Annotated in this window: 29 protein-coding genes; 21 read left to right on the forward strand and 8 right to left on the reverse strand. The window is 37.3% G+C overall.

The features are described from left to right. Positions 1-23: 23 nt before the first annotated feature. Positions 24-722: a GntR family transcriptional regulator gene (locus DLD54_RS02130; RefSeq protein WP_038521477.1), complete on the forward strand. Its 699-nt coding sequence runs from the start codon at positions 24-26 to the stop codon at positions 720-722. A 41-nt stretch (positions 723-763) separates the two neighbouring features. On the opposite strand, the gene tagD is transcribed toward DLD54_RS02130, so the two are convergent. Beyond that, a complete protein-coding gene (tagD, locus tag DLD54_RS02135) occupies positions 764-1150 on the reverse strand; it encodes a glycerol-3-phosphate cytidylyltransferase (RefSeq protein WP_038521479.1) in 387 nt (128 codons plus the stop codon). Positions 1151-1270: 120 nt separating this feature from the next. Here tagD and DLD54_RS02140 point away from each other — a divergent pair, with 120 nt between their 5' ends. The 10 genes from DLD54_RS02140 to trxA all read left to right on the forward strand — a co-directional run bounded on the left by DLD54_RS02140 (position 1271) and on the right by trxA (position 12265). Continuing rightward, positions 1271-2002 carry a WecB/TagA/CpsF family glycosyltransferase gene (locus tag DLD54_RS02140; protein ID WP_109918076.1) on the forward strand — a complete coding sequence of 244 codons (732 nt, stop codon included), beginning with the start codon at positions 1271-1273 and terminating at the stop codon, positions 2000-2002. 2 nt (positions 2003-2004) lie between these two features. Next, positions 2005-3096 carry a glycosyltransferase gene (locus DLD54_RS02145; RefSeq protein ID WP_109918077.1) on the forward strand — a complete coding sequence of 364 codons (1092 nt, stop codon included), beginning with the start codon at positions 2005-2007 and terminating at the stop codon, positions 3094-3096. Positions 3097-3174: 78 nt separating this feature from the next. Continuing rightward, entirely contained in the window at positions 3175-4653 is a 1479-nt protein-coding gene (locus DLD54_RS02150; RefSeq protein ID WP_109918078.1) for a nicotinate phosphoribosyltransferase, read from the forward strand. Further along, complete coding sequence (gene nadE / locus DLD54_RS02155) at positions 4650-5477, forward strand: NAD(+) synthase (protein WP_109918079.1); 828 nt, start codon at positions 4650-4652, stop codon at positions 5475-5477. The genes DLD54_RS02150 and nadE overlap by 4 nt, the downstream gene beginning before the upstream one ends. Positions 5478-5774: 297 nt before the next feature. Beyond that, positions 5775-8414, forward strand: a complete 2640-nt coding sequence (gene alaS / locus DLD54_RS02160) for an alanine--tRNA ligase (protein WP_109918080.1) — start codon at positions 5775-5777, stop codon at positions 8412-8414. A 52-nt stretch (positions 8415-8466) separates the two neighbouring features. Beyond that, entirely contained in the window at positions 8467-8724 is a 258-nt protein-coding gene (locus DLD54_RS02165; RefSeq protein WP_038521496.1) for an IreB family regulatory phosphoprotein, read from the forward strand. Further along, positions 8724-9152: a Holliday junction resolvase RuvX gene (gene ruvX, locus DLD54_RS02170; RefSeq protein ID WP_109918081.1), complete on the forward strand. Its 429-nt coding sequence runs from the start codon at positions 8724-8726 to the stop codon at positions 9150-9152. Before DLD54_RS02165 ends, ruvX begins: the two co-directional genes overlap by 1 nt. A gap of 1 nt (position 9153) precedes the next feature. After that, complete coding sequence (locus DLD54_RS02175; RefSeq protein ID WP_038521502.1) at positions 9154-9459, forward strand: DUF1292 domain-containing protein; 306 nt, start codon at positions 9154-9156, stop codon at positions 9457-9459. Positions 9460-9513: 54 nt separating this feature from the next. Continuing rightward, positions 9514-11868: an endonuclease MutS2 gene (locus DLD54_RS02180; protein WP_109918082.1), complete on the forward strand. Its 2355-nt coding sequence runs from the start codon at positions 9514-9516 to the stop codon at positions 11866-11868. An 85-nt stretch (positions 11869-11953) separates the two neighbouring features. Continuing rightward, the gene (gene trxA / locus DLD54_RS02185; protein ID WP_034980713.1) at positions 11954-12265 is read left to right on the forward strand and encodes a thioredoxin; all 312 of its coding nucleotides are present in this window, start codon (positions 11954-11956) and stop codon (positions 12263-12265) included. Between the two features lie 27 nt (positions 12266-12292). Here trxA and mscL read toward each other — a convergent pair whose 3' ends face one another. Beyond that, a complete protein-coding gene (gene mscL, locus DLD54_RS02190) occupies positions 12293-12664 on the reverse strand; it encodes a large-conductance mechanosensitive channel protein MscL (RefSeq protein ID WP_038521509.1) in 372 nt (123 codons plus the stop codon). A gap of 73 nt (positions 12665-12737) precedes the next feature. Then, the gene (locus DLD54_RS02195; protein ID WP_038524923.1) at positions 12738-13142 is read right to left on the reverse strand and encodes a YslB family protein; all 405 of its coding nucleotides are present in this window, start codon (positions 13140-13142) and stop codon (positions 12738-12740) included. An 80-nt stretch (positions 13143-13222) separates the two neighbouring features. Here DLD54_RS02195 and murI point away from each other — a divergent pair, with 80 nt between their 5' ends. Both murI and DLD54_RS02205 read left to right on the forward strand, forming a co-directional pair. Then, positions 13223-14011 carry a glutamate racemase gene (gene murI / locus DLD54_RS02200; protein WP_109918084.1) on the forward strand — a complete coding sequence of 263 codons (789 nt, stop codon included), beginning with the start codon at positions 13223-13225 and terminating at the stop codon, positions 14009-14011. A gap of 16 nt (positions 14012-14027) precedes the next feature. Further along, positions 14028-14642: an XTP/dITP diphosphatase gene (locus DLD54_RS02205; RefSeq protein WP_109918085.1), complete on the forward strand. Its 615-nt coding sequence runs from the start codon at positions 14028-14030 to the stop codon at positions 14640-14642. A gap of 38 nt (positions 14643-14680) precedes the next feature. Here the strand turns inward: DLD54_RS02205 and DLD54_RS02210 are convergent, their stop codons facing one another. Beyond that, a complete protein-coding gene (locus tag DLD54_RS02210) occupies positions 14681-15496 on the reverse strand; it encodes a mechanosensitive ion channel family protein (RefSeq protein ID WP_109918086.1) in 816 nt (271 codons plus the stop codon). 111 nt (positions 15497-15607) lie between these two features. Here DLD54_RS02210 and DLD54_RS02215 point away from each other — a divergent pair, with 111 nt between their 5' ends. Then, complete coding sequence (locus DLD54_RS02215) at positions 15608-16033, forward strand: DUF948 domain-containing protein (protein ID WP_046326798.1); 426 nt, start codon at positions 15608-15610, stop codon at positions 16031-16033. A gap of 18 nt (positions 16034-16051) precedes the next feature. Next, positions 16052-16456, forward strand: a complete 405-nt coding sequence (locus tag DLD54_RS02220; protein WP_109918087.1) for a DUF1269 domain-containing family protein — start codon at positions 16052-16054, stop codon at positions 16454-16456. Positions 16457-16531: 75 nt separating this feature from the next. Here the strand turns inward: DLD54_RS02220 and DLD54_RS02225 are convergent, their stop codons facing one another. After that, the gene (locus tag DLD54_RS02225) at positions 16532-17632 is read right to left on the reverse strand and encodes an aminopeptidase P family protein (protein WP_109918088.1); all 1101 of its coding nucleotides are present in this window, start codon (positions 17630-17632) and stop codon (positions 16532-16534) included. 153 nt (positions 17633-17785) lie between these two features. Here DLD54_RS02225 and DLD54_RS02230 point away from each other — a divergent pair, with 153 nt between their 5' ends. Next, positions 17786-18787, forward strand: a complete 1002-nt coding sequence (locus DLD54_RS02230; RefSeq protein ID WP_046326801.1) for a substrate-binding domain-containing protein — start codon at positions 17786-17788, stop codon at positions 18785-18787. Between the two features lie 31 nt (positions 18788-18818). Here DLD54_RS02230 and DLD54_RS02235 read toward each other — a convergent pair whose 3' ends face one another. After that, positions 18819-20207 carry a glycerophosphodiester phosphodiesterase gene (locus DLD54_RS02235; RefSeq protein WP_109918089.1) on the reverse strand — a complete coding sequence of 463 codons (1389 nt, stop codon included), beginning with the start codon at positions 20205-20207 and terminating at the stop codon, positions 18819-18821. An 85-nt stretch (positions 20208-20292) separates the two neighbouring features. Between DLD54_RS02235 and DLD54_RS02240 the strand changes: the two genes are divergently transcribed. The 5 genes from DLD54_RS02240 to DLD54_RS02260 are packed head-to-tail and all read left to right on the forward strand — an operon-like array spanning position 20293 to position 23967. After that, entirely contained in the window at positions 20293-20625 is a 333-nt protein-coding gene (locus DLD54_RS02240; protein ID WP_038521531.1) for a hypothetical protein, read from the forward strand. Positions 20626-20632: 7 nt separating this feature from the next. Then, positions 20633-22024, forward strand: coding sequence for a bifunctional metallophosphatase/5'-nucleotidase (locus tag DLD54_RS02245; protein ID WP_109918090.1), 1392 nt, complete (start codon positions 20633-20635; stop codon positions 22022-22024). Continuing rightward, positions 22008-22586: a YutD family protein gene (locus DLD54_RS02250; protein WP_109918091.1), complete on the forward strand. Its 579-nt coding sequence runs from the start codon at positions 22008-22010 to the stop codon at positions 22584-22586. Before DLD54_RS02245 ends, DLD54_RS02250 begins: the two co-directional genes overlap by 17 nt. After that, positions 22586-23362, forward strand: a complete 777-nt coding sequence (locus DLD54_RS02255) for a TIGR01457 family HAD-type hydrolase (RefSeq protein WP_109918092.1) — start codon at positions 22586-22588, stop codon at positions 23360-23362. The genes DLD54_RS02250 and DLD54_RS02255 overlap by 1 nt, the downstream gene beginning before the upstream one ends. After that, entirely contained in the window at positions 23359-23967 is a 609-nt protein-coding gene (locus DLD54_RS02260) for a TIGR01906 family membrane protein (RefSeq protein ID WP_109918093.1), read from the forward strand. The genes DLD54_RS02255 and DLD54_RS02260 overlap by 4 nt, the downstream gene beginning before the upstream one ends. 11 nt (positions 23968-23978) lie before the next feature. On the opposite strand, the gene DLD54_RS02265 is transcribed toward DLD54_RS02260, so the two are convergent. Together DLD54_RS02265 and DLD54_RS02270 are read right to left on the reverse strand one after the other, a co-directional pair. After that, on the reverse strand, positions 23979-24629 hold the full coding sequence (locus tag DLD54_RS02265) for a VTT domain-containing protein (protein ID WP_109918094.1): 651 nt from the start codon (positions 24627-24629) through the stop codon (positions 23979-23981). A 10-nt stretch (positions 24630-24639) separates the two neighbouring features. Continuing rightward, positions 24640-25599 (reverse strand): NAD(P)/FAD-dependent oxidoreductase, encoded by a 960-nt coding sequence (locus DLD54_RS02270; protein WP_109918095.1) that lies wholly within the window; start codon positions 25597-25599, stop codon positions 24640-24642. Between the last annotated feature and the right edge of the window lie 134 nt (positions 25600-25733).

Consider the following 25733-nt stretch of genomic DNA (forward strand, 5'->3'; position numbering starts at 1 on the left):
AAAGATGTAATGGGGGTGTATACATGGAAGAACCAATGTACATCAAAATTCATAATCAAATTAAAAGAGAAATAGAAAATCATGATTATCAAGTTGGCAGCAAGATACCAGCTGAAAGACAATTAGCGCAAAAGTTCGGTGTTTCCCGCATGACATTGCGTCAAGCGATAAAAACTTTAGAAGATGAAGGGATCCTGGAGCAGCGTTTGGGTAGCGGTACGTATGTTGCTAACCAAAAAGTGCAGGAAAAAATGTCAGGTATTATGTCATTTACCGATATTACCCATGCCAATGGTCAAACGCCATCCAGCAAGTTGATTTCGTATCGCTTTGGTAAGCCGTCTTTATCTGAAATGGAAAGGCTTGACCTAAGTGATAAACAAGAAGTTCTGCGGATGGAGCGAATTCGCTATGCCGATGATGTTCCTATTTGTTATGAAGTAGTAACCATTCCGCAAAGTGTAATTGCGAATATGTCAAAAAGTGATATTTCTTCGCATTTATATCAAACTTTAGAAAAAAGCGGCTATAGTATTGGTCGGGTAACTGAACATATTTCTGCAGCTGTCGCAAATGAAAATGCTGCGCGTTTACTCGATGCCAAAAAGGGTGAGGCGCTGATTACGCGTTTGCAAGTAACGGAATTATCAGACGGTACCCCTTTTGAATACACCAGGGCCAGCTACGTGGCAGATCGTTTTGAGTTTACTTTTTCTAAATAAAAAGCTCTGAATTAACTTCAATCAGTTAGTTCAGAGTTTTTTTATTTCAAATCGTTTTTGATTTTAGTGGTGGAGATTCCCGGCGTTCGCGGCAAATAAACTACTTTGCAATAAGGTTTTAAAAAGTCAAATTTGCCTTGCCAATCATTTCCCATCACAAAAGTGTCAATGCCGTATTTTTTAACATCATTGGTTTTTTGTTGCCAGTCTTTTTCAGGAATAACTTCATCGACGTAACGAATGGCTTCAAGAATATATTTACGCTCCGCATAAGTATTATAAGATTCTTTATGCTTTTGCAACTGATTAAATTCATCGGTTGATAAGCCTACAATCAGGTAATCTCCAAGTTCACGTGCGCGCTTTAATAAACGAACATGACCATAATGCAACAAATCAAATGTGCCGTAAGTAATAATTTTTTTCATATCGGTACTCCTATTATTTTGACGAGTTAATAGTATCATATTTATAGAAAAGGTAAAGCATGTCCAGAAATGGATATTAATTTGGTAAAATAAAAGTAAATTGAATGGTAGGAGATAGTTATGGCTAAAGTAAATATTTTAGGAGTTAATTTCGATAATAAAAGTTTTACTCAGTTTCAAAACGAATTTATTGGCCGAATTAACACCCACAAATCAACTTTGATCGTTACCGCCAACCCAGAAATTGTCATGGCAGCTAATGAAAATCCTGAATTCATGAAAATTTTAACTTACGATGCTGATTATATCACTGCTGACGGTATTGGTATTGTTAAGGCAAGTCAGATGTTAAAAAAGCCTATTAAACAACGGGTAACCGGCTATGATTTATTTGTTTGGCTGATGAAATTAGCTAATGAACGGGGACTACGGGTATACCTGATAGGAGCCAAACCTGATGTAATACATGCTATCCAGGCAAAAATTGCACGTGATTATTCTGATATTCAACTAGTTGGTGCTGAGGACGGGTATTTTAACGAAGACCTTGAACTTGTTGCTTATCAAATTGAGCGCACCGAACCTGATTTAGTTTTTGCTGCGTTAGGTTCACCCCGGCAAGAACAGCTTTTATCTATTTTACGTAAAAATTTATTACCTGCTTTGATGATGGGAGTTGGCGGCAGTTTTGACGTTTTTTCAGGAAAGACAAAACGCGCTCCGCAAATTTGGCAGTCAGCTCATTTAGAATGGTTTTATCGCCTGCTTAAAAATCCTTCACGTTATAAAAGAATGCTGGTTTTACCACGATTTGTTAATGAAGTTTACAAATCAAAAAAGGGAAAAGAATAATTATGAAAGTTTTGCATGTTAATGCCGGTCTGGAAAATGGCGGCGGTTTGACGCATATTATCAACCTGTTAAAGCAGGCAAAAAGTGAGCAGCAAGACTTTTCTTTGCTCTGTTTAAGCGATGGACCCGTTGCTCAAGCTGCAAGAACTGCAAAAATAAAGGTGCATGTTTTGGGAATAACAAGCCGCTATGACTTAAGAAGTTTAAAAAAACTCACTGAATTTATTAATAATGGCGATTATCAAATTGTTCATACTCATGGTGCCCGTGCAAACCTGTTTGTTTCCCTAATTAGGCGCAAAATAACTGCTAAATGGTGCATAACTATCCATTCAGATCCCTATCTTGATTTTGCTGATCGCGGTATGAGTGGAAAATTGTTTACCAAAATTAACCTCAGTGCTATTCGTAAGGCAGATTGTATTTTTGCTGTTACCAAAAGATTTGCCGATTTAGTGGTAAAGAAGGCAAAGGTAAAAGCTGAAAAAGTTCATGTCATTTATAATGGCACTTTTTTTCATCAAGACAGTGAAATTCCGGCAAAATACGAACACCCTAACTTTAATATTGTGAATGTTGCCAGAACTGAAAAAGTTAAGGGTCAGGATTTGTTATTAAAAGCTTTGAAAGAACTAAACAATGCCAACGTGCACTTATTTATTGCTGGGGATGGTTCACAATTAAAGGCACTAAAAGACTTAGCCCAGAAGTTAAATTTAGGACCACAAGTTACTTTTCAAGGTTTCATGACACATAAGCAGTTGAAAAATTTATATCGGCGAATGGATCTAGCTGTATTGACTTCTTATTCTGAAAGCTTTCCTCTGGTTTTACTAGAAGCAAGTGACAATCTGCTGCCGCTATTATCGACAGCAGTTGGTGATATTAACATGATGATCCCTGATAAAGAGCATGGCTTTGTGGCTCAAATTGGAGATGTTTCTTCAATCTGTTCTGCCTTAGAGCAGGCAATAAGTATGCCCCAAAAACAACTGAAAGAAATGGCATATCGGGAAAAGAATTATGTGGTAAAGCACTTTTCATTACACCAGCAGCTAGATAGTATTTTGCGGGTGTATGACACTATCCTTTGAGTTGGTAAGATTGTTAAAAAGTCCACAAATGTTTATAATAAAACAAAAATATTTAGTGAAATTAGTTAAGAGGACAGAATGTTTTACCAAGAATTGGATAAAGATGATTCGTTAACCCTTCATACAGACCTGTATGAAATTAATATGATGTATACCTACTTTAAAAAAGGAATTGCGGAGCGTAACGCTGTTTTTGAAGCGTACTATCGTCAAGAACCATTTGGCAATGGCTATTCCGTTTATGCAGGTCTAGAACATGTGATTATGTACTTAAAGAACTTAAAGTTTAAAGAAAGTGATTTGAAGTACTTAAAAGAAGAAGTTGGTTACGATGATGACTTCATTGACTATTTGTGTCATTTAAAAATGAAGTTGACAGTTCGTTCTATGCCGGAAGGTGAAATTGTTTTTGCCAATGAACCTTTATTGCAAGTTGAAGGACCGCTTGCGCAATGTCAATTAGTAGAAACTGCTATTTTAAATATTATTAACTACCAGACTTTACTTGCTACTAAGGCGGCGCGTGTTAAATTGGCTGTTCAAGGTGACGGTGTGATGGAGTTCGGTACACGGCGCGCACAAGAAACAGACGCCGCACTTTGGGGCACCAGAGCAGCATATATTGGTGGCTTTGACTCAACAAGCAACGTACGTGCCGGTAAACTGTTTGGCATACCAATTTCAGGTACTCATGCTCATTCTTTAGTTGAAGCCTTTGGCAATGAATACGAAGCATTTAAAGCTTATGCAGAAACGCATAAGGACTGTGTATTTTTGGTTGATACCTACGATACGGTCAGAAGTGGGGTTCCCAACGCAATTCGGGTTGCTGATGAAATGGGAGAGCGGATAAACTTCCAAGGCGTAAGAATTGATTCAGGAGACATGGCCTATATTTCAAAGCAGGTTCGCCGTGAACTTGATAATGCTGGTTACACTAAAGCTAAAATTTACGCTTCTAATGATTTAGATGAAACAACAATTACCAGTTTAAAGATGCAGGGCGCTAAGATAGATGTTTGGGGTATTGGTACCAAGTACATTACCGCTTATGATCAGCCTGCTCTAGGAGCTGTTTATAAATTAGTTTCAATTGAAGATGATCAACATCGTATGCGTGACACATTAAAAATTTCTTCGAATGTGGAGAAAGTGTCAACACCTGGTAAAAAGCAGGTTTGGCGGATTTCAGCTAATACGGAAAAGAAAAATGAAGGTGACTGGATTGCGCGCGTAGGCGTAGATCCCCGCAATTTTGATTCATTGTACATGTTTCACCCACAATATTCATACATTAACAAAGTTGTGACTAATTATACTGCTGAGCCTCTCTTAAAAGATATTTTTGTTGATGGCAAACTAACTTATCAGCAACCTAAATTAATTGATATTAAGAAGTTCTGTGCTGCTAATTTAGACGGGTTATGGGAAGAATATAAGCGCAGCCTGAACCCGCAAGAATATCCAGTTGACTTATCCCAAGATTTATATGACAGTAAAATGAATATCATTCAAGATATTCGCAATAATATCAACAAAGGAGTTGCTGCACAATGAGACCGTTGCAAGAAAAAATCATTGCCTATGAACATGTTTTACCCCAAATTGACCCTGAAAAAGAAGTGAGACGGTCAATTGATTTCTTGAAAGATTATCTCAAAGCTAATTCTTTTTTGAAAACTTATGTTTTGGGAATATCGGGCGGTCAAGATTCTACTCTAGCTGGTAAACTTTGCCAGATGGCGATTGCAGAAATGCGCGCTGAAACGGGCGACAACTCCTACCAATTTATTGCAGTTCGTTTACCATACGGTGTTCAGACAGATGCACAGGATGCAGCAGATGCAGTAGCTTTTCAAAAGCCCGATCAAGACTTAATCGTCAATATCAAGCCTGCTGTCGATGCTTTGGTAACCAGTTTGCATGAAGCAGGGCAAGAAATTACGGATTTCAATAAAGGCAATATTAAGGCCCGTGAGCGTATGGTAGTACAGTATGCTATTGCAGGAGCTAATAACGGTGCTGTTGTCGGGACAGATCACGCAGCTGAAAACTTTAGCGGCTTCTACACTAAATATGGTGACGGTGCGGCAGATTTAACACCACTTTTCCGCTTGGATAAAAGACAAGGCAAGCAGATGCTCAAGTTTTTAAATTGCCCAGAGCATTTGTATCACAAAGCACCAACTGCAGATCTGGAAGAAGAACAGCCGGGTCTACCTGATGAAAAAGCCTTAGGTGTCAGCTATCACGATATTGATAATTATTTGGAAGGGCAGACTGTAGCAGACGAGGCAGCAGAAAAGATCGAAGCTTTGTGGCGCAAAAGTGAGCATAAGCGGCATTTACCGGTAACTGTTTTTGATGATTTTTACCGCTAATATGAAAGTGGATATTTTGTGCATAACTTAGTATAAATTGTCCAGTTATTGACAAAAACTATGCAAGTAGTACAATTACTGTTAACTTAAGATATGTTTTTTAAGATTTGCAGTTCAAAGAGAGAATCGTCTGGTGAAAAAGATTTACTGTTACTTAAAAAATGCTCCTTAAAGTTCAACAAATAAAAATAATTAAGAGGTAACAAACACTGTTGCAATTGAGGTGGTACCGCGTTTAAAGGCGTCCTTAAAGTAAGCAACGGTGTTTTTATTTTGGCAAAAAGGGAGATATATTTGATGAAGAAACTGACAAGTTCAGAATTTAGACAAATGTTTTTGGATTTCTTCAAGCAGCACGGACACATGGTATTGCCGAGTCAATCTTTAATCCCACAAGATGACCCAACTTTGCTGTGGATAAACTCTGGTGTAGCAACCATGAAGAAATATTTTGACGGTTCTGTAGTCCCTAAGAATCACCGGATTACCAGTTCACAAAAGTCCATTAGAACCAATGATATTGAAAATGTTGGTAAAACTGCCAGACACCAAACCTTTTTTGAAATGCTGGGTAACTTTTCAGTCGGAGATTATTTCAAAAAAGAAGCAATTACTTGGGCTTGGGAATTTTTGACGAGCCCAGACTGGCTTGATTTAGATCAGGAAAAGCTATACTGCACGGTTTATCCTAAAGATACCGAAGCTTACAAAATTTGGCTGGAAGTTGGGATGCCTGAAGATCATATTGTTAAGCTAGAAGAAAATTTCTGGGATATTGGTGAAGGTCCTTGCGGTCCTGACTCCGAAATCTTTTATGATCGTGGTCAAGAAAATAATGACGTGGCAGAAGATGATCCCGAAAACTTCCCTGGTGGTGAAAATGCCCGTTATTTGGAAATTTGGAATATCGTCTTTTCACAATACAATCACTTAGCAAATGGCAAGTATGTTGATCAACCACATAAGAATATTGATACCGGTATGGGCCTAGAGCGTGTTTTGTCTATTTTGCAAGATGCACCAACTAACTTTGAAACTGACCTCTTTTTGCCGATTATTCATGAAACCGAAAAAATGGCAGCTGGCAAAAAATATGGCACTAATAATGCCGATACTACTGCTTTCAAGATTATTGCCGATCACGTTCGTACTGTTAGTTTCGCTATTGCTGATGGTGCTTTGCCATCAAATACAGGCCGGGGCTATGTTTTACGGCGTTTAATTCGTCGGGCAGATTTAAATGGTCAAAGGTTGGGCATTAAAGGTGCTTTTCTCTACAAATTGGTGCCAGTAGTCGGTAAAATCATGGAGAGTCACTATCCAGAAGTTACTAATCAAAAAGACTTTATTGCCAAGGTAATTAAAAATGAAGAAGAAAGATTTCAACTGACACTTGAATCCGGTTTGTCTCTGCTAAATGACTTAATTGTCAAAGCGCAGAGTTCAAATGATAAGACCATCTCTGGTAAAGACGCCTTTAAATTATTTGATACTTACGGTTTCCCATACGAACTTACCTTTGAAACTGCCCAGGATGCAGGTTTAAAAGTTGATCAAAAAGGTTTTGATGCTGAAATGGCTGCTCAAAAAGAACGTGCCCGTAAAGCTCGGGGTAATCTGCAATCAATGAGCTCTCAAGATGCAACTTTGATGAATTTAAAGGACAAGTCAGAATTTGAATATGGCGTTTATGAAGAAAAACATGCCAAATTAATTGATATTATAGTCAATGACCAATTAGTTGATAAAGCTGATGGCGACAATGCTGTTTTAATTTTTGATAAAACGCCATTTTATGGTGAACGTGGTGGACAGGTTGCCGATCACGGCAATATTTATGATCAAGAAGGAGAACTTGTAGCCCAGGTAACTGATGTGCAACATGCGCCGAATGACCAGAACATGCATTTTGTTGACGTAATTTTACCATTGAAAAAGGGTGAAGAATACACATTAAAAATCGACCGGGTTCGCCGTGAAGGTTTGCGCCATTCACATACTGCTACTCACTTATTACATGCAGCACTTAGAAGCGTCTTAGGTGAGCATACTCATCAAGCCGGCAGTTTAGTTGAACCTGATTATCTGCGTTTCGATTTTACAGCTGTTGAACCAATGACAGATAAGGAAATTAAATCGGTCGAAAATCTGGTAAATCAAAAAATCTGGGCTGCAATAGAGGTTCAAACAACGATTACAGATCCAGAAAATGGTAGAAAAATGGGTGCGCTAGCATTATTTGATGGCAAATACGGTGATAAAGTCCGGGTTGTCCAAATGGCAGATTTTTCAATTGAATTTTGTGGTGGTACGCATTGTGCTAATACTAATCAAATCGGTATTTTCAAGATTATTTCCGAATCAGCTATTGGTGCGGGGATGAGAAGAATTGAAGCTGTCGTTTCTAAAAAGGCTTATGAATACCTGGCTAATAGATCAGAACTGTTAGATGAGATACAGGCAGAAGTAAAATCAACTAAGCCTGAAGATATTATTGATAAAGTTGATTCTCTTGAAAAAGACTTGCATGATAGTCAAAAGCTGGTTGAAGATTTGAACTTGCAAATTAATCAAAGCAAAGCCAACTCTATCTTTAATAACGTAGAGCAAGCAGGAGATTTAAGTGTGATTGCGCAAGAGGTTGATGCAAACAGTATGAAAGATTTGCGTGAGTTTGCTGATACTTGGAAGAACGGTAATAAATCTGATGTGCTTGTCTTGGCAAGTGCTAGCGCGGGTAAGGCTAATATGATTATTAGCTTGAAAGAAAAGGCACTAGCAAAGGGGCTTAAAGCAGGAGACTTGATTAAGCAAGTTGCGCCAATCTTTGGTGGCGGCGGAGGCGGTCGTCCTGATATGGCACAAGCAGGTGGTAAAAAACCTGAGGGTCTTAAAAAGGCTATTCAGACAGTAATCACAGCGATATCAAAAAATTAATTGATTGAGTTTGTACTATTTTTCAAGTAAAATTATGCTAGGAGGAATGATTATGAGTTCGCTAGATAAAACGATGCATTTTGACTTTAATGAAAATAAAGGCAAAAATGTGCATGATACTTTGCAGGACGTTTATAATGCTTTAGAAGAAAAAGGTTATAATCCGGTTAACCAAATTGTTGGTTACCTATTGTCTGGCGATCCAGCATATATTCCACGGCATAATGATGCTCGTAATTTAATTTTGAAGCACGAACGCGATGAAATTATTGAAGAGCTTGTCAAAAATTATCTTGGAAAAGATAAATAATGCGACTAGTTGGTTTAGATGTTGGGTCAAAGACAGTAGGTGTTGCGGTTAGTGATGAATTAGGTATTACTGCGCAAATGCTTGAAACTATCCCTATTGATGAAACGCGTTATAATTTTGGTATGCGTGCAATTAAAAAAATTGTGCGTCAATATGAGCCAGAAGGCTTTGTCTTAGGCCTACCTAAAAACATGGATGGGTCTTCTGGACACTCTGTTTTAAGGAGTAAGAACTACGGTAAACATTTAGAGCAAAAATTTGGGTTGCCGGTTTATTATTCCGATGAACGTTTAACAACAGTTGAATCAGAACGGGTTTTAGTTGAAGAAGCTGGCATGCATAACCGTCATCAACGCAAAAAAGTAGTAGACCAAATGGCTGCTGCTTTGATTCTGCAAAACTATTTGGATCTAAACCGAAAGGATTAATATGGCACAAGATATTAACGGCGATGACCGTCAAATTACCTTGATCGATGATCAGGGTAACGAAGAAATATATGAAATTTTATTCACATTTCATTCAGATGACTACGATAAATCATACATACTGCTGTATCCAGCAGCTGCTGATGATGAAGATGAAATTGAAGTTTTAGCCTTCAGTTATGATGCAGATTCTGCAGGAGATGTAACCAGTAGCGACTTGCATGAGATTGAAGCAGATGATGAATGGAACATGGTTCAAGGTGTATTGAATACATTTTTGGACGATGATCGCTTAAGTGGAGAATAACAAAAAGACTGGCCAAGCCAGCCTTTTTTATTCAAGATAATAAATAGAGAACTAATGAATGATAAAATATTAAAAACTTTAGAATTTGCAAAAATTACTGAGCAATTGGAGCAGTTGGCTATAACCAGACCAGCGAAAATGAAAGCAATAAATCTTGTTCCCAGTAGTGATTTTGCTCAAGTTGAACTGGCATTAAAGCAGACACTTGCAGGTGCAGATATATTGCGGATTAAGGGGCAATTACCTTTAACAGATTTTACTGATGTCAGACCTAGTACTAAGCGCTTACGGATTAAAGCAAACCTAAATGCTAAAGAATTAGGTAATTTATTATTGGTTTTAGCATTGGCAAATGAAATTAACGAATTTTTTACTAATACTGATGCAGAAAAATTAGATTTAACGGTAATCAGTCCAATATTAGCGCAATTGGAAGTACCGCAGTCTTTATACGCCACGCTTAACCGTTCACTTGATTTTGATGGAGAAATGCTTGACGCTGCATCAAGTGAGTTGTCTCATTTGCGTCATGAACTAAAAAGTAATGATGCAGAAATCAAAGATAGAATGGATGGCTACATCAAGGGCAGCAGTAGCAAATATTTATCTGAACAGATTGTGACGATTAGGGATGAACGCTATGTTATTCCGGTTAAGCAAGAGTATCGTAATAAATTTGGCGGCGTTGTTCATGACCAAAGTGCTAGTGGACAAACATTATTTATTGAGCCCAGTGCTGTTTTAAACCTTAATAACCGCCAGCAAAATCTCTTGGCAAAAGAAAGAAGAGAAATTAATCGTATCCTGCATCATTTATCTGATCTGGCTCGCGTTGAAGTTGATAATATTGATAATATTGCTGCCGGCTTAGTTAAATTAGATTTTATTCAGGCTAAAGCAAGATTGGCTCAAAGTATGAGAGCAACTGAACCAAGACTAACTCGTGATCAATCTTTGTCGTTTTTGCAGGCGCGACACCCCTTGATCAACCCCAAAACGGTAGTAGCAAATGACATTCGCTTAGGCGAAGATTTTGATACTATTTTAATCACGGGGCCTAATACTGGCGGTAAGACTATTACCTTAAAGACAGTTGGTATTTTACAACTAATGGCGCAGTCTGGTCTTTTCATTCCAGCTGCAGAAGGCAGTAAAGCAGGTATTTTTAAGGATATTTGTGCTGATATTGGGGATGAACAATCTATTGAGCAGTCATTAAGTACTTTTTCTTCACACATTAACGGTATTGTTAAAATTATGAAAAAAGTAGACGCCGAAACACTGGTCTTAATAGATGAAATCGGTGCTGGAACAGATCCAGAAGAAGGTGCAAGCCTTGCAATCAGTATTTTAGATTTTTTGCGCCAACGAAAAGCCAAGATTATTGTTACCACGCACTATCCTGAACTAAAATTATATGGTTATAACCGTGAAAGAACGACTAATGCATCAATGGAATTTGACCTAAAAACTTTGTCTCCGACCTACCGTTTACAGATTGGTATTCCTGGTCATAGTAACGCTTTTGCAATTGCACGGAGACTTGGTATGCGTGAAGATGTTGTTAAAAAAGCTCAAGGATTAATGAGTGACCAAAATGTTGATATTAACCAGATGATTACTGAATTAACCAAACAAACCAAAGCGGCAACAGATGCGCATAACCATTTAGCAACCAGCCTTGATCGGGCACAAAAACTGGAATTAAAACTTGAGCAGGCGCTTGATTGGTACAATCAACGTGTACAAAAGCAGTTGGAATTTGCGCAAGAAAGGGCTAACGAAGTAGTAGCTAAAAGTCGCAAAAAAGCTGATAAAATTATAGCGCAGCTTGAACAGCAAAAGGGGAATGTGAAGCAAAACGAGATAATTGCAGCCAAAGGTGAATTTAATCAGCTTGAACGGCAAAACGAAAACCTAGCCCATAATCGGGTGTTACAACGTGAAAAAAGACGGCATCATGTTAACGTGGGTGATCAAGTAAAGGTCTTGTCATACGGACAGACTGGCACGATTACCAAAAAATTAGCTGAACATGAATACGAAGTGCAGATGGGGATCATCAAGGTTAAAGTTAGTGATCGTGATATTGAAAAAATTGGCTCGCAGCAAAAGTCACAATCTAAACCAAAGGTGAGCGCTGTCAGCGCCAGCAGGCGCAGTAATATTAGAAGTGAGCTTGACTTGCGTGGTCAGCGTTATGATGAAGCAATGACCAACTTAGACCGCTACATTGATTCAGCGTTATTGTCCGGACTAGATGTTGTGACAATTATTCATGGTATTGGCACAGGTGCCATTAGAAAAGGTGTCTGGCAATATTTAAAGACAAGTAAACATGTTAAGAGCTACAATTATGCCCCGGCCAATGAAGGTGGCAATGGTGCAACCATAGTTCATTTGCAGTAAATTGCTTTACTTGTAAAAAGTAAGTCTACTTGCTATAATGAAAATATCAATAGATAAAAATATTTTCCTTAAAGGAGGTTTTTTCATGGTTGATGAACTTACAGATCAGAACTTTGAAGAAGAAACAAAAGACGGTGTCGTTTTAACAGACTTTTGGGCAACTTGGTGTGGTCCATGTAAAATGCAATCACCAGTAGTTGATGAATTAGCTGAGGAACGCCAAGACGTCAAGTTTACTAAGATGGATGTTGACCAAAATAAAGAAGTACCTAGTTCTTTAGGGGTCATGGCTATTCCTACTTTATTGATCAAGAAGAATGGTGAAATTGTTGACCGTATTACCGGTTATACCCCTAAGGCAAAACTTAGTCAGATTTTAGATCAATATACTAAATAAAAAATTCCTGCAAATGCAGGAATTTTTTTAATTGCTTTTTTCTTTTAATAAGTCGCGGATTTCTTTAAGGTAATCTTCAGCAGACGGACCAGCTGGTTGTTTTTGGTCATTATGCCTCATTACTTTATTGACAGCTTTAACTAGCAAAAAGACAATAAAAGCAATAATTATAAAGTTAATGACTGTATTGATAAATTCACCGTACCTGAAGGTGGCTCCACCTGCTTTAAATACCAAGTTGGAGAGATCAATCTTCCCGATAAATAAACCTAAAAGTGGATTGATCAAATTGTTTACCAATGAATTAACAATGTTGGTAAAAGCACCACCAATAATTACACCAACGGCCAAATCAATAACATTGCCACGTTCAATAAATTCTTTAAATTCTCTTAGCATCTTATTTCCTCCATTCCTACTTTAATAATATTGCAAAAATGGTAAAAAACTAAATTATTTGTTTTTTGAGAATTTAATCAAATTTTGCCAGCAATTTTACTTCCTTTTTGCGGTCATCTATTTTTATTTCACATTCGGTTGTGCGACCGGTTTCCTTTTGTATTGCTTCGGCAACTATTCCAGCTTCTAAGGAAAACTCCTGACTGCCACTATTAATGCGGTCCGTGACGCTTTGACCTGTTAATTTGAAAACTTCTTCATTGCGATGGGTTTTGGTCTTTTCCAATAAGCCAAATTCGGCAGTATTAAAAAAGCTAACCACATCTTCAAATGACAATAAGTCATATTTCCGGGCAATACGCTTGCCACCCCAATAAAGAATAGCATCATTATCTGTGCCTAAAATAGTAGGTAATAAGAAGTCGCGGTATAGTTGATTAACAAAATATACGTGTTCATGTTGGTTATTGTCTTGCATAAAGAAATTCATCCCTTTTATTTTCTTTTATTTTACCGTAAAATTGATTGAAGTATAAATTATTTAGGGAGACTTTTATTATGGATAATCGACCAATTGGCTTGCTGGATTCTGGTGTTGGTGGGTTGACAGTAGTTAAAAAAATTATTGCCAAGATGCCTCACGAATCGACTGTTTTTATTGGTGATAATGCCCATATTCCTTATGGGGACAAGACAAAAGAAGAAATAATTGCCCTAACGACCCAAAGTGTTAAGTTTTTATTAAGTAAAAACGTCAAGTTGATTATATTTGCATGTAATACAGCGACTGCTGTGGCCATGAACTTTATTCAAAAGGAAATTGAGCCCCAAATAATTGGCGTAATCCAATCGGGTGCACTGGCAGCAGCAAATACTACCAAAAATAAAAAGGTTGCTGTAGTGGCTACAAAAATGACAGTCGGTTCACATGCTTACCAAAAGGAAATTCAAACACGTGATCAGCAAATAGAGACTATTGAACTAGCTGCTCCTAAAATTGTGCCTTTAATTGAAGCTGATGCGGGTCATAAAGCCTATATGACCGAGCTTAAAAAGACTTTGGCACCGATTAGTAATTTGGACTTTGATACCTTAATCTTAGGCTGCACTCATTACCCAATTATTCAAAAAGAATTTGCTCAGTGCTTGAAACCTGATGTCCAAATAATTGATCCGGCAGACCAAGTTGCTCAGTATACATATAACGTTATGAAAAGAGACCAGCTGTTCTCTGCTAACACAGCAGAAGGTAAACACGAATACTTCACAACGGGAAATGTGGCACTGTTTGACGAACTTGGCCGTTTGGTATTGAATGACCAGCAGTTTCAGGCTCAGCAACTTTAGAGAAAGGATCTAAATAATGGAAATCTTATTTGCGACTACTAACAAGGGAAAAGCAATAGAACTGCGTGCAGCTTTTAAAAATGCTGGAATTACTGCCACGATTAAAACCAATGCTGATCTGGGTAGACCACCAGTAGTAGAAGAATATGGCACCACTTTTGAGCAAAACGCTAAATTAAAGGCACACGCATTAGCGGATTACAGTCAAATGCTGACGATAGCTGATGATTCCGGTTTGATGGTTGATGCGCTTGATGGTGCTCCTGGAGTTCATTCTGCCCGCTATGCAGGAATTGAACATAATGATCATAAGAATAATGCTAAACTACTGGCAGAGCTTGGTGGTGTGCCGTTAAAACAGCGGACTGCCAAATTTAATACCACAATTGTCGTATCAAAACCGGGTCATTTTGACCAAGATTTGGTTGTTTCAGGTCAATGTGCTGGTTTGATTTTACCAGCTCCACAAGGTGAAGATGGTTTTGGCTATGATCCACTATTCTTTGTGCCTGAAAAGCAAAAAACTTTTGCGGAAATGACGACAGCGGAAAAAAACAGTTTATCCCATCGCGGTAGAGCAATTTCCCAATTGCTGCAAAAATTACCTGCTTGGCTTGAACAATTTGAATAAAACAAAAACTGATAAAATTTCTTATCAGTTTTTTTATTTTATTCTGCTAGGTGAATTTGATTTTTTTGCAAGATTTTCAAATATTGTGTTAAGTATTCATCTTGTACTTCTTTTTCGTAACCGGGTTTAACTTGAAAGTGGACAACATAGTTGACCGTTTGCGCCGTTTGCGCTGTAATGCCCACTATTTTAGGCTCCTGGACTAAAACTTTAATATTGGTACTCAATTCATTATTTATTTGATTAATTAAATCATGAACTTGGGCAAAATCGTTATTGGCCTTAAGCTGAATATTAATATCCAGTCCAATACCACCATGAGCCAAATTTTGTACAATAGAAATATTGCGGTTGGGGATATAAATGATAGAACCGTCTGAACCTTTAAGTCTGGTAGTTCTTAAGCCCAACTGAACTACTACCCCGGTTTGATCATTAATTGAGACGATGTCACCAACGTCGAATTGATCTTCGCTTAAGATGAAGAAGCCGTTGACTAGGTCACTCACAAATCCTTGAGCTCCCATGCCTAAAGCTAAAGAAAAAATACCAGCACTGGCAAGCAGTGTGCCAATGGGAATGCCCAAAATTGATAAGACTGCAAATAAATAAAAGAAAATCACAGTGTATTCAAAAATACTGTTAATTAATGCAGTAACTGTTTGTGTTCTCTTGTTTTGTTTTCTTTTACTATGCTTTAAATAATGATTGATGATTTTTTTACCAATGCGGTCAATTATGTAAAAGACCAACGTTGAAATGGCTAATTGCCAAAGTATTGTTAGTGCTTGTTCACCCAATCTGTCCCAATTGAATTTTAAAACACGTTTGTTTATTTGAAATATTTTATTCATAATAATTGCCTTCCGTATATGCATATTAACTATAACAAAATATGACATATAGATTGAGATTGAAGCATTTTCATGCTAGACTTTTTTTAGGTATAGAATTGGAGGTAAAAGATGGGATTATCTTATGGTGCATTAGCGGGACTAATAGCTGCCATTGCATTTTTAATTTTAGTACTTTTCACAATTCCAGTGCTTATACGTGCCGCGAAAGCGACTAGAGAAGCAGAAAAAACGATCCAGAGTGCTAACGAGTCAATTCAACAGGTTACTGGGGATGTTAATGATTTACTTCATCAGACTAGTGATTTGCTTGATAAAACTAATGTCTTGCTAGCAGATGTTAATGTTAAAATGAAAACTATTGATCCTGTTGTACAGGCAGCAGCTGATTTAGGCGAAAGCGTTTCAGATGTCAACACATCTACCAGAAAGATGGCAAAGCGTTTCAATAATTTTCATTGGAAACGTAACGGGTTGATGTCATCTGCTTTAGCATCAGTGTTTGCACGGCATAAGCGGCGTAAAGGTGAAGATTAAGTAAAAGGAGTTACTTTTATGAAAAAGTTTGCAAGTTTTGTTTTGGGAACAATTGTCGGAAGTGCGGCAGGATTTCTTGCCGGTTCATTTTTAGTTAGTGATGACCAAATTGATGAATTAAAGAAAAAAGTTAAGAACAATGAAACCGTTCAAGACTTAAAGAAAAAATATGATAATGGTACTGAAGTTGTGAAAAATCAACTGGCTTCATTCCCTAAGAACGTTGAGGATGATTCAGAATTAAAGGATTTTGATGATATCGTCATTGATAATTCGAAGGATGAAGATTTAAAGAATAAAGATGTAGCAGAAGACTTACATCATGCTGAAGCTCCAGATAATTTAAATCATCCCGAACCTCCAAAGCCTGAAAGACCGGAAGACTCAGCTGACGCACCAGCAGATCCATTTGACAGACCATAAACAATTATTTATTAAAATGGCACTAGCAGATTGATATTTCTGTTAGTGCCATTTTTTTGTAACAAAATTGCTGTTTTACAAAGGCAAAATCTTTAGTTCTTTACTGGTATGAGTAAATGGTTCATAGCCGTTTTTAGTGACAACACCACAATCTTCGATTCTAACACCTGCTACATTTGGAATATAAATTCCTGGTTCGATTGAGAAACACATGCCTTCCTCAATAATTAAATCGTTGCCTTGAACGATTGACGGGTATTCATGCACTTCTTTGCCAATTCCGTGACCCAGACGGTGAATAAAGTACTCACCATAACCAGCTTTAGTAATAATGTCACGTGCAACACTGTCAAGTTCTGAAGCAGTCATTCCTGGTCTAACAGCATCAATTGCAGCTTGTTGGGCTTCGCGATCAATTTCATAGATTTCCTTTTCTTTGGCTGATGGTTCACCATAGGCAACTGTTCTACTGGAATCAGAAGCATAACCGTTATGCATAGTGCCCAGATCGAACAATACCAGTTCGTTAGGCTTAACTTTGTTCATAGTAGGACCTAAATGAGGATTAGCAGCGTTTGCCCCGGCTTGCACAATTGTTTCAAAACTTTCGTGCATAACTCCTTTTTGAACCTTTAGCTGGTACTCAATTTGTCCAGCTATGTATCTTTCAGTTACACCGTTTTTAATCGCATCAAAACCAATTTGAAATGCAAAGTCGGCTTCACGTCCAGCAGCTTGTAATTGCTTTATTTCTTCTGGAGTTTTGTAGAGACGAATTTTTGCAACAAAATTAGAAACGTCACCGTCAAAATTAGCATCAGGAAATTGTGCGTGAATGAGTTGATAATGAGAAACAGACAAATTGTTTTTCTCAAGAGCCCATTTTTGGTAGTCTTTAGTTCTGCCTTTTACCTTGTCAGCGATAATCTCCCAAGGATTTTCTGAATCAAGATAGCCGTACACATCGCCATTCCAGGCTGAATTTTTGGCTTCTTCAACGTTTAATGCAGGAACAAAAACGAAAGGATCTTGATCTTTGAACGCTAAAAGAGCGAAAATCCGCTCATGTGGTTCCATATCATATCCGGTAAAGTAAGCAATTGTAGTTGGATTAGAGATATAGGCAACATCGTTACCGGAACTTTGCAGCCATTCTTGTAATTTGTTTAAATTCATAACTTCTTCTTTCTATTTCAAAATGTATAGTTAATGCAAGTATATCATGTTCTTGTCTTGAAAAAATGAAAGAATAGCTGTAAACGTTTGCACTTTTTGCAAAATCATGATAAATTTTATACTAGTAATTGTAAAATGGGGGAACAAAAAAGAATGCGTAAACAAGAAATTACAATTTATGATGTTGCTCGTGAGGCTAAAGTCTCAATGGCCACAGTTTCACGAGTGGTTAATGGCAATACTAACGTGCGTAAAGACACACGTGAGCGGGTGATGAAAGTAATTAACAGGCTGCATTACCAACCAAATGCTGTGGCACAGGGTCTTGCATCTAAAAGAACAACCACAGTGGGGTTAATTGTACCTGATTTGACCAATCTTTATTTTGCCGAATTGTCAAAAGGTATTGATGATATAGCTCTGTTATACAAATATAATATTATTATTACCAGTATTGAAAATCGCTTAATGAGAGAAGATCAAGCGATTCAAGGTTTACTTAATAAACAAGTAGATGGTGTAATTTACATGTCTGACAGTTTGCCTGAGGAAGCAGTTACTGCATTTAAACGGACTGATACTCCGGTTGTTTTGGCTGGAACCAAAGACAGTCATAGTGAATTTCCATCAGTTGCCATAGATTACAAAAAAGCAGATACAGAAGCTCTGAACCTGCTTTATAATGACGGTAGGAAGAACTTGGCGCTAGTTATAGGCAACCCAGACACGGTAGTCAATGCCCAAGAAAGAATACCTGCTTATAAAAAGTTCATGAAAGATCATAATTTGGGCGAAGGTCATATTTATTCTAATATTAAGGATCACTCTGATGGCTATAATTTATTGTCACAATTAGAACAAGATGGCATTGACGGTGTGATCGTAACACGTGATGTTGCTGCGGTAGGCTTACTCAATTCTGCTATTGACGCCGGTAAAAAAGTACCTGCTGACCTAGAAATAATTACAGCAAGTGCTACACAAATTGCTTCGGTTGTGCGTCCGGCATTAACTGCCGTTCGTCAGCCGCTTTATGATATTGGTGCAGTTGCCATGAGAATGTTAACTAAACTCATGAATAATGAAGAAGTACCGGAAAAACAAATTGAGCTGCCTTATGAAATATTGAAAAAGCAGAGTACTACAAATGAATAAGATAATTTAGTCACGTAAAAAGTGCCGCATGTTAGCCATGCAGCACTTTTTTGCTGGTTATTTTCTGCACCTTTTTTATCTGTTGCAGTATATTTAGTGTTTTGCCGGATTGCAGCGGCAAGTATGCTGTTAAAGCAATATTGGAGTAACGGCTCATGCGTGGTAATTGCCGGTAGTTCTGCCAGCTTGTTTCGCCGAAAAAGCCATAGAAAAGAATATCACGGGCCTTGATCCAACCTAAAGAGGTATAAAGCCACATACTTTTAGGGCTGCCATTAAAATTCTGAATTTTATAAAGAGTATTGATGGGCATAAATTTTTCGGTCTTAGCTTGATTATCCGGGTAACGATAGATTCGGACATTTTTTTCCGGCTTAGCCAAAATTTGCTTATTTTGATAAGGTGCAATCTCCTCCGGCCTTAGATCCATATTAACAAACTCTGCCGAAATAAATGTTTGATTGGCAATTTGATAGTAAAGCTGATCATGTGCTCTGACACCGTACATTACCTCAAACTTTTGGCCGGGATAGACATATTTATTTTGTTTGTCCTGCACATACGGGTTCATCATTGTTTTAGTTTTCTTCTTACCAAAATAGATACCATTGCGGTGAATATCGTATTTTTTGGTGCCTTCTTTAGCTAACTTGTACTTAAAGCCGGTACTGGGAAAATTGGTAACAACCCCGTCAACGTTTTTATTAATCAACCACTGCCATAGATCAGGGGATTCATCCATTTCAGTCCACACAAAGACTTGTTTATTTAATTGATGCAGCCAGTGGATCAGCCAAGCATGGTTTAAAATCAGGTCAGAAGAAACATTGACTGCATTTACTTGAGGCAAATTGCTGAAATTCATTCGTTTCAAACTGCCAACGATCAGTATTAAATATGCGTCAGGGATGATTTTGCGAAAATGAAATAAGCTGGCTGCAGAAAAAGAGTGGATCATAACTCTTTTTTCCATATGGTATTTTTTGATTGTAGCCGCGATTTTGTCTTCTAATTCATAAGACGGCTCTAACGAATGATCAATTTTGGTTTCCAAAATAAATTTAGTATTAGGTCGTTTTTGATAGTATTCAAATAACTGTGGTAAACTCAGCACATGTTCGCCATTATCATAGGTAAGTTGGCTAAGTGCCTCCCAGTTATTTTGTGATACAATTGCATGTGTATGGGTCACTCGAAATAAGTCGTCGTCATGTGAAATAACTAACTCACCGTCTGCAGAAAGATGAAGGTCAAGTTCGACATAATCGGCTCCTGAATTAAAAGCAGAGTTGTCACTTTGAATGGTTTCTTCAGGATATTTACTGGGATCTCCCCGGTGTCCAACGACAGTGAAACCACAAGTTGTTATGAATATGATGCTAAAAATGAGAGCCGTAATAATATGGCTTTGATATTTCATGTGTACACCTCTGTTGTTTACTACAATAGCATGGTTGCACATTTTTTGCTATATGTCACAGATTTAATTTATGCGGGGAATATTAATGAATGAACAATATGAAGAATTGGATTTAATTGAAGAAATTGTGCGTAATGATGGCAGCAAGTATTTTGAAATATCTAATATTGATCAAAATGGCATCGCCGAGCTGGCTGCTGACCGGGGAAAGATTAAAAGCGTACGTATCTTACAATTAAATATTCCGCGTACTAAAGCTCTGATTACTTATGAAGAATATATTAATAAGACTTATAAACTTGAAACTTTGACAAATGAAGATGACTGGAAAAATCCCGACTGGGTTGAATGGCAGAAGCCAAAAGGCAAAATTTTAGACGCCTATAATATGGTATTAAAATCAAATCAAATAGGATAGAGAAAAAATGGAAAAAATCCGCATCTTACATACTAATGATTTACATTCTCATTTCGAACATTTTCCTAAAATTGGTCGCTACTTAAGAGAAGCACAAAAAGATAAGTCCGTCGACCAGGTTTTTACTTTTGATGCAGGGGATTTTATGGATCGCTCCCAGCCATTAACCGATGCCACTTATGGTCAAGCTAATATCAGATTAATGAATAGTTTTCATTACGATGCGATTACTATCGGTAATAATGAGGGCATCTCTAATTCACATGAAGTAGTCGAAAAATTGTTTGATCATGCTAATTTCCCAGTTATTCTGGCTAACTTGCGTGAAGAAGATGGTTCAATGCCGCATTGGGCGGTGCAATATAAGATATTAACTACAAAAAAGAAGACGCGTATTGCGCTAATTGGTTTAACCGCAGCTTATCCTCTTTCTTATGAACCTAATCACTGGCACGTTAAAATGCTAAAAGAAACTATGGACGAAGTTTTACCCCAGATTAAAAATCAATATGATGTTTTAATTTTAATAACTCACATTGGTTTAAATATGGATACTTTTTTAGCCAAAAACTATCCTGAAATTGATTTGATTGTTGGGGGTCACAGTCACGACTTACTGCCACATGGTAAAAAAGTCAAAGATGTCTGGATAACGCAAACGGGTAAATGGGGCAATTATGTTGGAAATACCTATGTGGAAATTGATGACAACCATCATGTTAAAAAAATAACCCCGCATGTTGAGCCGACAAGTTTGATGAAATCGCATTTAGCCGATGAAGAGACGATTTTAAACTACAGGCAAAAGGGTAAAGAAATTTTGAGCCGCGAGCTTGTTGCTGATTTGCCTGAAAAATTTAATGATGATAAAGAAGCAGCTATTCAAGTTTCCATGAATGCAATTGCAAATTTTGCCGGAACCGATTTGGCTATGTTAAGTTCGGGCTTGTTCTTAACGCCTTTTAAACAGGGTATTTTAACTAAATATGACTTGCAAAAAGCACTGCCACATTCAATGCACGTTGTTCGATCGACATTAAAGGGGAGTGATCTTTGGCGTTTAATTATGGAAATAGAAAAAAACCGGCACTTTTTAGATCATTTTCCATTACAGGGAATGAGTTTTCGGGGAAAAATCTTTGGGCAAATGCACTATAAGGGAATTAAATTTGACCCGATGAGTAGAGTGGTTTTTGTAAATGGTAAAGAGGTTGATCCTTATCAAGAATATCAAATTGCCGTTTTAGACCATTACGTTTTAGTGCCGTTTTTCCCTACTCTAGCAATTGTGGGCGATAATGATTTTCTTTTTCCGCAATTTTTACGCGAGGTAATTGGCAAGTATTTAGCACAAAAATATCCACTGCAAGGAAGTGAAGTAAATGGTAGAGCAAAGTAGCACTAATAAACAAAAAGAAAATAAATTTGAGCAGGAACAACCCTTGCGTCATCCCTTAGCCGCTGTAGCTTGGGATAAGGAACAATTAAAAATCAATAAGCAACTTTACCAAGTAGTTGTCGATAAAGCAGCAGCTTTGGATATTGAGCAATTGCGACGCAAGTATGACCCATATTTGGATCAATACGATTTTATTGTTGGTGATGTTTCCAGTGGGCATTTAAGGTTGAAGGGCTTTTATCAAGATAATGTGCCAACAGCCCTAGACCGTAAAAAACAAACTATTGCTGACTATTTATTAGAGTACTGCAATCCTGGTGGACCATATTTTATCTTGCAACTTTTGAGCCCCGTGCATCATTATCATAATAGTAAACGTAAAAAGCGTCCTAATTCATATAAAAATCGCGGACAAAGTTTGCGCCGGAAAAATTCCAATAAAGCAGTTAAACGTTATCGCGTTCGGCAAAGTCATCTAAAAAAGCCTGAAACTGCACCTGTTAGAAAAGAGCATGGCAGTCGTCATTCTTTTGTAATTAAAAAAAGAAAGAGTAGCAAATAGTGAAGAATTACCGTCTATTTTTAATTGATCTTGATGGCACAATTTATCGCGGTAAGGAAACTATTGCCTCAGGAGTTCGTTTTATTAAGCGTTTAGAAGAAGCGCATAAAGACTATCTTTTTTTGACAAATAACACCACGCGAACACCACAAATGGTAGTGGATAAGCTAAAAACTCATGGTGTTGCAACAGATACTGCTCATATTTATACACCATGTATGGCTACCATAAGTTACATTTTAAAATGCCAAAAAAAGCAGACAAATAAAATTGGAGTCTACTTAATTGGTCAGATTGGTCTCTGGCAGGAGTTTATCCAAAATCCTGCATTTGAACTTAATGAAACTAATCCTGATTATGTGGTAGTAGGGATGGATACCGACTTAACGTATCATAAAATTCAGGTGGCCGTTTCTGCTATTAGAAATGGTGCAACTTTCATTGGTACTAACGCCGATCTTAATTTGCCTAGTGAGAAAGGCTTGATGCCCGGCAATGGTTCGCAGTGCGCTATGATTGCGGCTTCAAGTGGACAAGAGCCTTTTTATATTGGTAAGCCTTCTTCTGTAATTATTGACATGGTTTTAGCCAAATACGGCTGTGCTAAGAGTGATGCGCTGATAGTTGGTGACAATTATGATACTGATATTAAAGCTGGGTTTAACAGTAACGTTGATCAATTGCTGGTTACTACCGGAATAACGAAAGCAGCGGATATTGAAGGGAAAAGACAACCTACTATTTTGACTAATAGTTTGGATCAGGTTGAAATATGAGCAAAAAAAATAATATATTAACTATCATTTATCATTTTATTTTTGCTGTTTCAAGTAGTGTTGTGGTCACGCTGGTTGCGAGCTGGCCCTTATTATTTGTCTTTGTTTTAGTGCAAAAGACTAACAAAACAGTAAATTTGTCAGTTAGTCAGGTGATGCATAATTATAACCAACTGCTGTGGTATTTGACTTGGCCGTTTAAGGACAAATTAAAAATGCAGAATCTGCCAACTTCAAGAATGGCAGCGCAACATTTTGCTGATGTCAAAAAATTATTTGTTTTAGCAATTGTTGCTTTTATCTGTTGCATAGTAATTTATTTTTGGAGCAAGCATCATAACAAAAAAATATTGCGCTTGGATAAAATTTGGGCCCTATTATTTTTATTAATGCCAGTAGTTGTCTTGCCTTTTGCTTTGGCTAACTTTGACAACTTTTTCATTACTTTTCATCATTTGTTTTTTGCTGGCAGTAATACCTGGTTATTTGACCCTGCAACCGATCCGATTATTAATGTCCTTACTGAAGGCTTTTTTGCCTCATGTTTTGCTATTGCAGGCATTTCTTACGAATTATATTTTGCAAATAAGTTGCTGCAAAGATAAAAAAGGAGTTCTTAGTGGAACTCCTTTTTGTTTGTTATACGTTTTTTTAAGGCGACTATCAAAATTGGCAAGACAGAAATCAAAATAATTGCGATTAGTAACATTGAGAAATGCTCTTTTACAAATGGGATGTTACCAAAAAAGGCACCTAACACAGTAAATAAACCACCCCAGATAATTCCGCCAACTACATTATAGAGCGCAAATTTGCCGTAATGCATGCTGCTGCCGCCAGATATGAAGGGAACAAAAGTCCTAATAAAAGGGATAAATCTGCCGATTACAATTGTGATCGGACCGTGGCGGTTAAAGAAATTTTCGGCAGCCGCTCTATTTTTTTGATTAATCAGTTTATTAAACCAATTATGCTTAGACCCTTGTCTAACAGACCATGCGCCAATTTCATAATTACAGGCATCGCCCAACACGGCAGCCGTCAGTACGGCAAAATAAATCCACCAAATATTTAAATTGTATTTAGGGTTCACAGCTAATGAGCTGGCGGCAAAAATGAGAGAATCCCCCGGTAAAAAGGGGAAGATAACTAGTCCAGTCTCAATAAAAATAATGGCAAAGATAATCAAGTATGTCCAGTTCCCGAATTGATTAACTATTTCTACTAAATGGTGATCAATGTGCAGAATAAAATTGATTATTGTCATAAACATCTCCTTAAATGCTGGTTGAATGTATCGTTAAGGTCTTTTCTGGAAAGAGTGTGCGCATAATAGCAGCGACTGCAATCTGTGCCTCACCAAATCCTAATCCAATAAGCGGCACCCGTTCAGGATAAGTGACTACATCACCAACCGCATAAATACCGGGAATATTAGTTTCCATTGTGCGTGACACTTCTATATGGTTGTTAGTCAGATTGACACCCCACTTTTTAACAAATTGGTTATTAGCCCGGAAACCGTAAGCAACAACAATTTGATCAAATTTTGCAGAAATTATGTCGTTACTTCCCATTTCTTTCAAACCAATATTAAGTTGATTATCGCTAAGTTCAATTGATTTGGGAAGATATGGCGTCTTTATTTCAACATTTTTTAAATTTTGTAGTTTTTTGACGCTTGATTCTAAGCCGCGAAATACTTTTCTTCTATGTATTAGTTTTATTTTTGTACCTGGCTGGTTTGCCAATTCGATAGCCCAGTCAAGCGCTGAATCGCCGCCGCCAAAGATACCTATTTGCTGGTGAGCAAAAATTTGCGGTTCTTTAACATAGTAGTGAATCTTTTTTTCGATCTCATTATCTACTTTCAACGGAAATTTTTTAGGACTGAAAAATCCAGTGCCTGTCGCAATAATAATGCTTTTAACAATAAAGCTATTATCAATTACAAATTCTTTATTACTTTCTTTAATAGATTCAACGCGGTGATTTAGGATAAACTTTGCGTTATGTTCAGCATCTTTTTGCAGATTAGTAATTAATTCTTGGGCTGAAATAGAACTGTAAGCCGGTATATCCAATATTTGTTTAAAAGGATAAAGTAATTTTGGCTGACCTCCTACTTCACTCAGTGATTCAAAAATTACTGTATTTAACCCATGAAGATGAGCAAAATTGGCACAGAATAATCCAACCGGACCTGCTCCTATAATTGCTAAATCAAATTTTTTTATTTTAAAAACTCCCCTCTAAACCTTGATATGACAACTTTATCATGAAAAAAGAAGTAAGTCACTTTAAGAAATTACAAAAAAGACTTGCAAAAAGGAAAAATACTTGCTAGTATTAATAACTGTCGTCGGGCAAT

Origin of the sequence: Lactobacillus helsingborgensis (assembly GCF_003173695.1) — a bacterium.
Taxonomy (GTDB): domain Bacteria; phylum Bacillota; class Bacilli; order Lactobacillales; family Lactobacillaceae; genus Lactobacillus; species Lactobacillus helsingborgensis.

Coding starts and splice junctions, on each gene's coding strand:
- DLD54_RS02130 (WP_038521477.1), top strand. CDS start 24: ATGGAAGAACCAATGTACATCAAAATTCATAATCAAATTAAAAGAGAA.
- tagD (WP_038521479.1), bottom strand. CDS start 1,150: ATGAAAAAAATTATTACTTACGGCACATTTGATTTGTTGCATTATGGT.
- DLD54_RS02140 (WP_109918076.1), top strand. CDS start 1,271: ATGGCTAAAGTAAATATTTTAGGAGTTAATTTCGATAATAAAAGTTTT.
- DLD54_RS02145 (WP_109918077.1), top strand. CDS start 2,005: ATGAAAGTTTTGCATGTTAATGCCGGTCTGGAAAATGGCGGCGGTTTG.
- DLD54_RS02150 (WP_109918078.1), top strand. CDS start 3,175: ATGTTTTACCAAGAATTGGATAAAGATGATTCGTTAACCCTTCATACA.
- nadE (WP_109918079.1), top strand. CDS start 4,650: ATGAGACCGTTGCAAGAAAAAATCATTGCCTATGAACATGTTTTACCC.
- alaS (WP_109918080.1), top strand. CDS start 5,775: ATGAAGAAACTGACAAGTTCAGAATTTAGACAAATGTTTTTGGATTTC.
- DLD54_RS02165 (WP_038521496.1), top strand. CDS start 8,467: ATGAGTTCGCTAGATAAAACGATGCATTTTGACTTTAATGAAAATAAA.
- ruvX (WP_109918081.1), top strand. CDS start 8,724: ATGCGACTAGTTGGTTTAGATGTTGGGTCAAAGACAGTAGGTGTTGCG.
- DLD54_RS02175 (WP_038521502.1), top strand. CDS start 9,154: ATGGCACAAGATATTAACGGCGATGACCGTCAAATTACCTTGATCGAT.
- DLD54_RS02180 (WP_109918082.1), top strand. CDS start 9,514: ATGAATGATAAAATATTAAAAACTTTAGAATTTGCAAAAATTACTGAG.
- trxA (WP_034980713.1), top strand. CDS start 11,954: ATGGTTGATGAACTTACAGATCAGAACTTTGAAGAAGAAACAAAAGAC.
- mscL (WP_038521509.1), bottom strand. CDS start 12,664: ATGCTAAGAGAATTTAAAGAATTTATTGAACGTGGCAATGTTATTGAT.
- DLD54_RS02195 (WP_038524923.1), bottom strand. CDS start 13,142: ATGCAAGACAATAACCAACATGAACACGTATATTTTGTTAATCAACTA.
- murI (WP_109918084.1), top strand. CDS start 13,223: ATGGATAATCGACCAATTGGCTTGCTGGATTCTGGTGTTGGTGGGTTG.
- DLD54_RS02205 (WP_109918085.1), top strand. CDS start 14,028: ATGGAAATCTTATTTGCGACTACTAACAAGGGAAAAGCAATAGAACTG.
- DLD54_RS02210 (WP_109918086.1), bottom strand. CDS start 15,496: ATGAATAAAATATTTCAAATAAACAAACGTGTTTTAAAATTCAATTGG.
- DLD54_RS02215 (WP_046326798.1), top strand. CDS start 15,608: ATGGGATTATCTTATGGTGCATTAGCGGGACTAATAGCTGCCATTGCA.
- DLD54_RS02220 (WP_109918087.1), top strand. CDS start 16,052: ATGAAAAAGTTTGCAAGTTTTGTTTTGGGAACAATTGTCGGAAGTGCG.
- DLD54_RS02225 (WP_109918088.1), bottom strand. CDS start 17,632: ATGAATTTAAACAAATTACAAGAATGGCTGCAAAGTTCCGGTAACGAT.
- DLD54_RS02230 (WP_046326801.1), top strand. CDS start 17,786: ATGCGTAAACAAGAAATTACAATTTATGATGTTGCTCGTGAGGCTAAA.
- DLD54_RS02235 (WP_109918089.1), bottom strand. CDS start 20,207: ATGAAATATCAAAGCCATATTATTACGGCTCTCATTTTTAGCATCATA.
- DLD54_RS02240 (WP_038521531.1), top strand. CDS start 20,293: ATGAATGAACAATATGAAGAATTGGATTTAATTGAAGAAATTGTGCGT.
- DLD54_RS02245 (WP_109918090.1), top strand. CDS start 20,633: ATGGAAAAAATCCGCATCTTACATACTAATGATTTACATTCTCATTTC.
- DLD54_RS02250 (WP_109918091.1), top strand. CDS start 22,008: ATGGTAGAGCAAAGTAGCACTAATAAACAAAAAGAAAATAAATTTGAG.
- DLD54_RS02260 (WP_109918093.1), top strand. CDS start 23,359: ATGAGCAAAAAAAATAATATATTAACTATCATTTATCATTTTATTTTT.
- DLD54_RS02265 (WP_109918094.1), bottom strand. CDS start 24,629: ATGACAATAATCAATTTTATTCTGCACATTGATCACCATTTAGTAGAA.